10 protein-coding genes and 2 pseudogenes are annotated in these 9,385 nt (G+C 69.1%); 10 read left to right on the plus strand and 2 right to left on the minus strand.

Annotated elements, in window-relative coordinates; genetic code table 11:
* Positions 1-335: pseudogene (locus tag DQP58_RS24355) on the plus strand (nitronate monooxygenase); the annotation flags it as partial.
* Here the strand turns inward: DQP58_RS24355 and DQP58_RS24360 are convergent.
* Positions 316-1,014, minus strand: coding sequence for a helix-turn-helix transcriptional regulator (locus DQP58_RS24360; RefSeq protein WP_112710687.1), 699 nt, complete (start codon positions 1,012-1,014; stop codon positions 316-318). The pseudogene DQP58_RS24355 and the gene DQP58_RS24360 sit on opposite strands and share 20 nt — an antisense overlap.
* Before the next feature lie 90 nt (positions 1,015-1,104).
* Here DQP58_RS24360 and DQP58_RS24365 point away from each other — a divergent pair, with 90 nt between their 5' ends.
* Positions 1,105-1,560, plus strand: a complete 456-nt coding sequence (locus tag DQP58_RS24365) for a DoxX family membrane protein (RefSeq protein WP_112710696.1) — start codon at positions 1,105-1,107, stop codon at positions 1,558-1,560.
* A gap of 3 nt (positions 1,561-1,563) precedes the next feature.
* Here the strand turns inward: DQP58_RS24365 and DQP58_RS24370 are convergent, their stop codons facing one another.
* Positions 1,564-2,064 (minus strand): DUF1990 family protein, encoded by a 501-nt coding sequence (locus tag DQP58_RS24370; protein WP_112710688.1) that lies wholly within the window; start codon positions 2,062-2,064, stop codon positions 1,564-1,566.
* 56 nt (positions 2,065-2,120) lie between these two features.
* Here DQP58_RS24370 and DQP58_RS24375 point away from each other — a divergent pair, with 56 nt between their 5' ends.
* The 8 genes and pseudogenes from DQP58_RS24375 to DQP58_RS24410 all read left to right on the plus strand — a co-directional run.
* A complete protein-coding gene (locus tag DQP58_RS24375; RefSeq protein WP_112710689.1) occupies positions 2,121-3,005 on the plus strand; it encodes an aldo/keto reductase in 885 nt (294 codons plus the stop codon).
* A gap of 36 nt (positions 3,006-3,041) precedes the next feature.
* The gene (locus DQP58_RS24380; protein ID WP_112710690.1) at positions 3,042-3,668 is read left to right on the plus strand and encodes a PaaI family thioesterase; all 627 of its coding nucleotides are present in this window, start codon (positions 3,042-3,044) and stop codon (positions 3,666-3,668) included.
* 68 nt (positions 3,669-3,736) lie between these two features.
* Positions 3,737-5,791 (plus strand): threonine--tRNA ligase, encoded by a 2,055-nt coding sequence (thrS, locus tag DQP58_RS24385; RefSeq protein ID WP_112710691.1) that lies wholly within the window; start codon positions 3,737-3,739, stop codon positions 5,789-5,791.
* Positions 5,792-5,793: 2 nt separating this feature from the next.
* Positions 5,794-6,378 (plus strand): HIT family protein, encoded by a 585-nt coding sequence (locus DQP58_RS24390; protein ID WP_112710692.1) that lies wholly within the window; start codon positions 5,794-5,796, stop codon positions 6,376-6,378.
* Between the two features lie 73 nt (positions 6,379-6,451).
* The gene (pgsA, locus tag DQP58_RS24395; RefSeq protein WP_112710693.1) at positions 6,452-7,099 is read left to right on the plus strand and encodes a phosphatidylinositol phosphate synthase; all 648 of its coding nucleotides are present in this window, start codon (positions 6,452-6,454) and stop codon (positions 7,097-7,099) included.
* 68 nt (positions 7,100-7,167) lie between these two features.
* A complete protein-coding gene (locus DQP58_RS24400; RefSeq protein WP_205869534.1) occupies positions 7,168-8,082 on the plus strand; it encodes a phosphatidylinositol mannoside acyltransferase in 915 nt (304 codons plus the stop codon).
* Complete coding sequence (locus DQP58_RS24405; RefSeq protein ID WP_112710695.1) at positions 8,082-9,206, plus strand: glycosyltransferase family 4 protein; 1,125 nt, start codon at positions 8,082-8,084, stop codon at positions 9,204-9,206. The genes DQP58_RS24400 and DQP58_RS24405 overlap by 1 nt, the downstream gene beginning before the upstream one ends.
* Positions 9,206-9,385, plus strand: a pseudogene (locus DQP58_RS24410) (exopolyphosphatase); the annotation flags it as partial. The gene DQP58_RS24405 and the pseudogene DQP58_RS24410, both read left to right, overlap by 1 nt.

Here is a 9,385-nt window from a genome sequence, read left to right on the forward strand (position 1 = left end):
GGGCGCTGGTCACGGCCACCGAGACCGACACCGCCGTCACGCGGGTCTTCGACGTCGCCAAGGGGCTGCCCTGGCCGGCGCGCTTCCCGTCGCGGGTGTTGGCCAACGACTTCGTCGAGCACTGGACGGGCCACGAGGAGGCGCTGGACGCGGGCGCCTGCGACGAGCTGGCCGCCGCGATCGCCGCCGGCGACTGCCGGATCGCGCCGGTGGATGCCGGTCAGGGCGTGGGGATGATCCGCGGCGACGCGTCGGTGGCCGACGTCATCGACGAGATGTGTACCGGCGCCGAGGAATTGCTGTCCCGCTGGGGGCCTACCGGCGGGCGGGCCTGAGCACGACGCAACAGCGGTCCGGGCCGGGGCAGAGCCGGGCGTCGGGGCCGTGCGGTGCCAGCGCATCGGCCACACCGCTGATCAGCGCGTGGTTCATGTTGCAGGCCAGCTCCGTCTGCTCCTGGGCCAGCGCGTGGAACGGGCAATTGGCGAGCTCGACCTCGTCGTCGGAAAACCGCGGCTCGTAGCCGTACCGGCCGAGCAGGCTGACCGCGCGCCGCAGCGCGGCCGCGGCGTCGGCGGGCGGTCGCTTGCCGGCGCCGATCGAGTGGCCGTACTCGCGGGCGACGCGGTTGAGCACCTCGGTGACCGGCTTCCCGGTACCGGCCGAGCGGGCGATGGCCGTCGCCATCAGGCGACCGGCCAGCTCGTACTCGCGGGGCGGAATGCTGACCGCGATGTCGCGGCGCGCCCGCCGATACAGCTTGGAGGTCCGTCCGGCGCCGGGCCCGGAGCGGCCGGTCAGGCGCGCGAACTCGGTTTCCAGCAGGCCCTCGGCGGTGAGCCGGTCCAGGTGAAACTTGGCCTGATGGTGAGGGATTCCCACCGCGTCGGCCGCCTGGTCGCGGCTCACCGGCCCCGGTTGGGCGCAGACGAACTGATAGAGCTGGCGGCGCACCGGGTCGGCGAGCGCGCCGATACCAGCGGCGTCGCGCTCCAGGGCGTCCGCGTCGTCCATCAATCACTCGTTTCTAACAGACAAAATGCTTGACGCTACAGTCTACCCAATCTAACGTTCGAAATATTATCCGTTAGAATGGAGGCCGCCATGAGCACCAACCACGTCAGCACCACCAACGCCCTGGCCGATCAGCTGCGGGATCCGGCCTACTCGGCATACTTCGCGCTGCGCGCCGTATTCACGGTCGCGCCCATCTTTTTCGGCCTGGACAAGTTCTTCAACCTGCTGACGCACCCGCATCGCTGGAGCATGTACCTGGCTGGATGGATCGACGATCTGGTGCCCGGCACCGCCGATCAGTGCATGTACCTGGTGGGGGTCATCGAGATCGTGGCTGGGCTGCTGGTCGCGGTGGCCCCGCGGCTCGGCGCCTGGGTGGTCGCGGCGTGGCTGGCCGGCATCATCATCGACCTGGTCAGCGGGCCCGGCTTCTACGACGTCGCGCTGCGCGACTTCGGTCTGCTCGTCGGCGCAATCGCGCTGGCCCGGCTGGCGCAGGGCGTGCACACGGGCGCCATCGGGGGTGCCGTCGCCACCCGATGACGGTCACACCGCCCGCAGGTACCGCCTGGCGATGAGGCGCTGACCAACCTTCAGCACCGGCCCGCCGGCCTTGCTCCACCAGGTCGCGGGCCGGGAGAAGGCCGACACCTCCGCGTACACCGCCGAGGTGCCCGGGTCGCGCCGCACCACGAAGCGTTCCTCGCCGGACTCCGGATGGCCCGGCAGGGTGCCGTAGCCGAAGCCACGGATGTCGGGTTCGTCGACGACGTAGACGACGCGGCAGGGCGCCGGCACAAAGCCCAGCTTCACCACCACCACCGCGTCGACGACGGCGATCTCGGAGCTGGCCTGCACGCGCAACCCGGACCCGCGCTGCATGCCCCAGCGCATGACGGCGGCCGCGGCTTGCTCGAAACGCTGCTGGCCCGTGCCGATTTGGCGCTCCGCGTGTTGATGGTCGTAGCCGGCGGGCAGATCACCGCTCGCGGTCGCCCCCACTTCGGGGTAGGTCAGGGGGAGTTCCTCGAGCGCGCGCAGGTCCACGTGCTCAGCTTGCCACGCCGGGATGCGGCGGCATTCGGCGCGTACGGTCTAAAGGTGTGACCGCAGAAAACACGAAAACTGTTGCAGGGGCATCCGGAACATTCACGTTCGGCGGTGACCTGACCGTCAACCGACTCGGCTTCGGCGCCATGCGCCTGACGGCCAAGGGCGTGTGGGGCCCGCCCGACGACCGCGACGAGTGCGTCCGGGTGCTGCGGCGGGCCGTCGAACTCGGGGTGAACTTCATCGACACCGCCGACTCCTACGGCCCCTACTACTCCGAGGAGATCATCCGCGAGGCGCTGCACCCCTACGACGGCCTGGTGATCGCGACCAAGGCCGGGCTGCTGCGCACCGGCCCGGACGTCTGGATTCCGTTGGGCAATCCGAGCTACCTGCGCCAGGAATGCGAGATGAGCCTGCGCCGGCTGGGCGTCGACACCATCGACCTGTTCCAGCTGCACCGCATCGATGCGAACTTCCCGTTGGAGGACCAGGTGGGCGAGCTGGTCACCCTGAAGAACGAAGGCAAGATCCGCCACATCGGCCTGTCCGAGATCGACGTCGATCAGCTCAAGGCCGCCCTGCGCATCACCGAGATCGTGTCGGTGCAGAACATGTACAACCTGACGGCCCGCAGCGCCGAGCCGCTGCTGGACGAGGCGACCAAACAGGGCATCGGGTTCATCCCGTGGTTCCCGCTGGCGGCCGGGCCGCTGGCGGCCGCCGACGGCCCCCTGCAGCGCATCGCCGCCGACCACGACGCGTCGCCGTCACAGTTGGCGCTCGCGTGGTTGCTGAAACGCTCGTCGGTGATGGTGCCGATCCCGGGGACGTCCAAGGTCGCGCACCTCGAGGAGAACGTCGCCGCCGCCGAGATCGAGCTGTCCGACGACGAATTCGAGACGTTGTCGGCCGCCGGTGCCCAGCAGCCGGCCTAACCACCGCGCGAAAGCCCGCCGGCCGGGCAATACGGTGTGGTGGTGGCCGAACACCAGCGACACCCCGGCGGCGGGTTCAATCCGCCGGAACCGACGACCAAGGGCGGGCCCGACTACGGCAGGTTCATCGACGCCGTGCGTTCGTTGCAGGATCACGCCCGGGCCGCCGACGCGCCCGACGAGGTGATCACCGAGGCGGCCGACCTGCTGGAGAAGGTGTCGGCGCTACTGGCCCCGTTCGATGCCGACGAATGGGCGTCCCCGTCGGGCCGGCGGATGGACCTGCCGATGCGCGGCAACATCCTGACCATCCCGATGTCGGCGCAGAAAGGCGACGACGGCCGCGTCCACGGCCAGGCCCGCTTCGCCCGGTTCCACCTGGGCCGCAATGGCGCCGTGCACGGCGGCGCGCTGGGCATGCTGTTCGACTCGGTCCTCGGGTTGTCGGCCTCGGTGCTCACCGGCAACCCGCGCCAGCGCACCGCCTACCTCAAGATCGACTATCGCCACATCGTCCCGATCGAAAAGGAACTGCAGTTCGATGCGGGCGTCGATCGGGTGGACGGGCGCAAGATCTTCGTGTCGGGCCGGCTGACCGACGGCGATCGGTTGCTGACCGAAGCCGACGCACTGTTCGTGCGGCTCAAACCTGGCCAGCCCTGAGCGGCGTCGGCCCCGATAGCATTGCAGCGATCGACGCCTCACACGACCAACCTTGGAGAACCAGCCTCATGAGCGCCCCCGCCAACCACGTCCCGCTTGCCCCTATCCGGGTGCCCGCCGGGACCACCGCGGCCGCCGCGGTCGGCGAGGCCGGGTTGCCGAGGCGGGGCACGCCCGATGCCGTCGTGGTGGTGCGCGACGACTCGGGAAAGCTGCGCGACCTCAGTTGGACGCCCGACGCCGACGCCGAGGTGGTCCCGGTGGCCGCCAACACCGACGAGGGCCGCAGCGTCATCCGGCATTCGGCCGCGCACGTACTGGCCCAGGCCGTCCAGGAGCTCTTCCCGCAAGCCAAGCTGGGCATCGGACCGCCGATCACCGACGGCTTCTACTACGACTTCGACGTGCCGGAGCCGTTCACACCGGAGGATCTGGCCAAGCTGGAAAAGCGGATGCGCCAAATCGTCAAAGAGGGCCAGCTGTTCGAGCGGCGGGTGTACGAGTCCAAAGACCAGGCGCGCACCGAGTTGGCCAACGAGCCGTACAAGCTCGAACTCGTCGACGACAAGTCGGGCGATCCCGACATCATGGAGGTCGGCGGTGACGAACTCACCGCCTATGACAACCTCAATCCCCGTACCCGGCAACGGGTTTGGGGTGACCTGTGCCGGGGTCCGCACATCCCGACGACCAAGCACATCCCGGCGTTCAAGCTGACCCGAAGCTCGGCCGCCTACTGGCGCGGCGACCAGAGCAACGCCAGCCTGCAACGCATCTACGGCACCGCTTGGGAGTCACAGGAGGCGCTGGACGCCTACCTCGAGCTGGTCGAAGAGGCCCAGCGCCGCGACCATCGCAGGCTCGGCGTCGAGCTGGACCTGTTCAGCTTCCCCGACGAGATCGGTTCCGGCCTAGCGGTTTTCCACCCCAAGGGCGGCATCATCCGTCGCGAGCTGGAGGAGTACTCGCGGCGCAAGCACATCGAGGCCGGTTACGAGTTCGTCAACACCCCGCACATCACCAAGGAGCAGCTGTACATCACCTCGGGCCACCTCGAGTGGTACGCCGACGGCATGTACCCGCCGATGCACCTCGACGCGGAGTTCAACGCGGACGGCACGGTGCGCAAGCCCGGGCAGGACTACTACCTCAAGCCGATGAACTGCCCGATGCATCACCTGATCTACCGGTCGCGCGGCCGCTCGTACCGCGAGCTTCCGTTGCGGCTCTTCGAATTCGGCAGCGTGTACCGCTACGAGAAGTCGGGCGTGGTGCACGGCCTGACCCGGGTGCGCGGCATGACCCAGGACGACGCCCACATCTACTGCACGCGGGAGCAGATGCGCGACGAGCTGACCTCGCTGCTGCGCTTCGTGCTCGACCTGCTGGCCGACTACGGGCTCAACGACTTCTACCTGGAACTGTCCACCAAGGACCCGGAGAAGTACTCGGGCTCCGACGAGATGTGGGACGAGGCCACCGAAGTTTTGCGCGAGGTCGCCGTGGCGTCCGGGTTGCATTTCGTTCCCGACCCCGGTGGCGCCGCGTTCTACGGCCCGAAGATCTCGGTGCAGGTCAAGGACGCGTTGGGCCGCAGCTGGCAGATGTCGACCATCCAGCTCGACTTCAACATGCCCGACCGGTTCGAGCTGGAGTACACCGCGTCCGACGGGTCGCGGCAGCGGCCGGTGCTGATTCACCGAGCGCTGTTCGGGTCGATCGAGCGGTTCTTCGGCATCCTCACCGAGCACTACGCGGGGGCGTTCCCGGCGTGGCTGGCGCCGGTGCAGGCGGTGGGCATACCGGTCGCCGACGACCACGTGGAATACCTGGAAAGCGTTGCTGCACAGTTGAAATCGCACGGCGTGCGGGTCGAGGTCGACGCCAGCGACGACCGGATGGCCAAGAAGATCGTCAACCACACGAATCAGAAGGTCCCGTTCATGTTGCTGGCCGGCGACCGCGACGTCGAGGCCGGCGCCGTCAGCTTCCGGTTCGGGGACCGCACCCAGATCAACGGCGTGCCCCGGGACAGCGCGGTCGACGCGATCGTGAAGTGGATCGCCGATCGCGAGAATTCCGTGCCCACAGCCGAACTCGTGAAAGTGTCAAGTGGTGAGTGACTGTGAGTGATCGCCAACCGGCCGAGCAGGGCGCCGACGACACCATCCTGGACAGGGGTGTCGGCGAGCAAGACCACCTGCAGCGGCTGTGGACGCCGTACCGGATGACCTACCTGGCCGAGGCGCCGCGCAAGCGCGACCCCAACTCGTCGAGCAAGAGCGAGCAGCCGTTCACCGACATTCCGCACCTGACCGACGAAGACGGCCTGGTGGTCGCCCGCGGCGAACTCGTCTACGCCGTGCTCAACCTGTACCCGTACAACCCCGGCCACCTGATGGTGGTGCCCTATCGGCGGGTCTCCGAACTCGAGGACCTGACCGACCCGGAAAGCGCGGAGCTGATGTCCTTCATTCAGAAGGCAATTCGCGTCATCAAGAACGTGTCCCGGCCGCACGGTTTCAACGTCGGCCTGAACCTGGGGACGTCGGCGGGTGGCTCGCTGGCCGAACACCTGCACGTGCACGTGGTGCCGCGCTGGGGTGGCGACGCGAATTTCATCACCATCATCGGCGGGTCCAAGGTGATCCCGCAACTGCTGCGTGAGACGCGTCAGCTGCTGGCCACGGAGTGGGCGAAGCAACCATGAGCTGCGCCGGCGACGATGCAGAGCGAAGCGATGAGGCGGGGGCACCTCCCGCTTGCGGGGGAGAGCGGCGCGCATGAGTAGAGTGCCGTTCCTGTCGCGGGCGGCGTTCGCGCGGCTGACCACTCCGACCGCGCGGGCATGCCTGCGCCTGGGATTGACCCCCGACGTCGTCACCGTCCTGGGCACCATCGTCGCGGTGGCCGGGGCGCTGATCCTGTTCCCGATGGGCAAACTGTTCATCGGCACGCTGGTGGTCTGGTTTTTCGTCCTGTTCGACATGCTCGACGGGGCGATGGCCCGGGAACGCGGCGGTGGCACCCGATTCGGTGCGGTGCTGGACGCCACCTGTGACCGGGTCAGCGACGGCGCGGTGTTCTGCGGGCTGCTGTGGTGGATCGTCTTCGGCCTGCACGACAGGCTGCTGGCGGCGGCCACGCTGATCTGCCTGGTCACCTCGCAGGTGATCTCCTACATCAAGGCCCGCGCGGAAGCCAGCGGGCTGCGCGGCGACGGGGGCCTGATCGAACGGCCGGAGCGGCTGATCATCGTGCTGGTCGGCGCGGGCGTCTCCGATTTCCCGTTCGTCGCGTGGCCGCCCGCGCTGCCGGTCGCGATGTGGGTGCTGGCGGTGGCCAGCCTGCTTACCTGCGCGCAGCGGCTGCACGCGGTGCGCACCTCGCCGGGCGCCACCGACCGGCTGGTCGGATCGGACGGCCCGTGATTCCCACTCCGCCGGGCATGAAAACGATTGGGGCACAACCCCGTAGGGCGCGCCGCCTGGCGAGCCGGATGGTGGGCCGGCTGACCGGCGAGATGGCCGCCGACTGGGCGTACGCCTCGGGGTGGATGGCGGTGCGGGCGATGCCGGAGTTCGCCGCGCGCAACGCCTTTGACGCCGGGGCGCGCTACGCCGCGCGCGGCGGCGGCCCCGACCAGCTGCGCAAGAACCTGACCCGCGTTCTGCGCGTGCCGCCCGAAGACGTTCCCGACTCGCTGATGCGGGCCTCGCTGGCCTCCTACGCCCGCTACTGGCGCGAGGCGTTCCGGCTGCCGGGCATGGACCTGGCGGCGCTGGGCCGCCAGCTGCACGACTCGGTCCAGGGCAAAGACCACATCGGGGCGGCGTTGGCCGCCGGCCGCGGCGTGGTGATCGGGTTGCCGCACAGCGGCAATTGGGACATGGCCGGGGTGTGGCTGGCCCAGACCCACGGCACCTTTACCACCGTCGCCGAGCGCCTCAAACCCGAGTCCCTGTATCGGCGTTTCATCAACTACCGCGAACGCCTGGGGTTCGAGGTGGTGCCGCTGTCCGGGGGAGAGCGGCCGCCCTTCGACGTGCTGTGCGACCGGCTGCGGGCCAACCGGGTGGTCTGTCTGATGGCCGAGCGCGACCTGACCCGCACCGGCGTGCAGGTCGACTTCTTCGGCGAACCGACTCGGATGCCGGCCGGGCCGGCGAAGCTGGCGATCGCGACCGGGGCGGCGCTGCTGCCCGCGCACTGCTGGTTCGAGGACCGGGGCTGGGGCGTCGACATACAGTCGCCGCTGGATTGCACCAGCGGCGACGTCGGCGCCATCACCCAGGCCATGGCCGATCAGTTCGAGAAGAACATCGCCGCCCGCCCCGAGGACTGGCACATGATGCAGCCGCAGTGGCTGGCCGACCTCCCGGAAGCCAAGCAGGCCCGGCTGAAGGACACCTGATGCGGATCGGGATGGTCTGTCCCTACTCGTTCGACGTTCCGGGCGGGGTGCAGTCGCACGTCCTGCAACTGGCCGAGGTGATGCGCGCCCGGGGCCATGATGTCAGCGTGCTCGCGCCGTCCTCGCCGCACGCCGCGCTGCCCGGCTACGTCGTCTCGGCCGGCAAGGCCGTGCCGATTCCCTACAACGGGTCGGTGGCCCGGCTGCGGTTCGGGCCGGCCACCCACCGCAAGGTGAAAAAGTGGCTCGCCGAAGGCGATTTCGACGTGCTGCACCTACACGAGCCCAACGCCCCGAGCCTGTCCATGCTGGCCCTCAACATCGCCGAGGGCCCGATCGTGGCGACCTTTCACACGTCGACCACCAAATCGCTGACGCTGACGGTGTTTCAGGGCATCCTGCGCCCGATGCACGAGAAAATCGTCGGCCGGATCGCGGTCTCCGACCTGGCGCGACGCTGGCAGATGGAGGCGTTGGGCACCGACGCGGTGGAAATCCCCAACGGCGTCGACGTCGCGTCGTTCGCCTCCGCGCCGCCCCTGGACGGCTACCCGCGCGCCGGCAAGACCGTGTTGTTCCTGGGCCGCTACGACGAACCGCGCAAGGGCATGTCGGTGCTGCTCGAGGCGCTGCCCGGGCTGGTCGAGCGCTTCGATGACGTGCAGCTGCTAATCGTCGGTCGCGGCGACGAGGACCAATTGCGCGTCGCGGCAGGCGAATTCGTGGACCGCATCCGGTTTCTAGGCCAGGTCGACGACGCCGGGAAGGCCTCGGCCATGCGCAGCGCCGACGTGTATTGCGCGCCCAACCTCGGCGGGGAGAGCTTCGGCATCGTCCTGGTCGAGGCCCTGGCCGCCGGGACCCCGGTGGTGGCCAGCGACCTGGACGCCTTCCGCCGCGTCCTGGACAACGGTGAGGTGGGCTGCCTGGTGCCCGTCGGCGACGGCGACGCGCTTGCCGATGCGCTGATCGCGGTGCTGGAGGATGATGAGCTGCGGGAACGTTACGTGACGGCCGGTTCGGCCGCCGTCCAGCGCTACGACTGGTCGGTGGTGGCCAGCCAGATCATGCGGGTGTACGAGACGGTCGCCGCGTCAGGCGCCAAGGTTGAGGTGGCCAGTTGATGACATGGCTGATTGTCGCCATCGCGGTCTTCGTCGCGGTGCTGGCGGTCGTCGGCGCCTGGGCGTACCGGACCGCCAACCGGCTGGACCGGCTGCACGTGCGCTACGACCTGTCCTGGCAGGCGCTCGACGGTGCCCTGGCCCGGCGCGCGGTGGTCTCGCGCGCGGTCGCCATCGAC

The sequence above is a fragment of the Mycobacterium colombiense genome (genome assembly GCF_003284975.1).
GTDB lineage: Bacteria > Actinomycetota > Actinomycetes > Mycobacteriales > Mycobacteriaceae > Mycobacterium > Mycobacterium europaeum_A.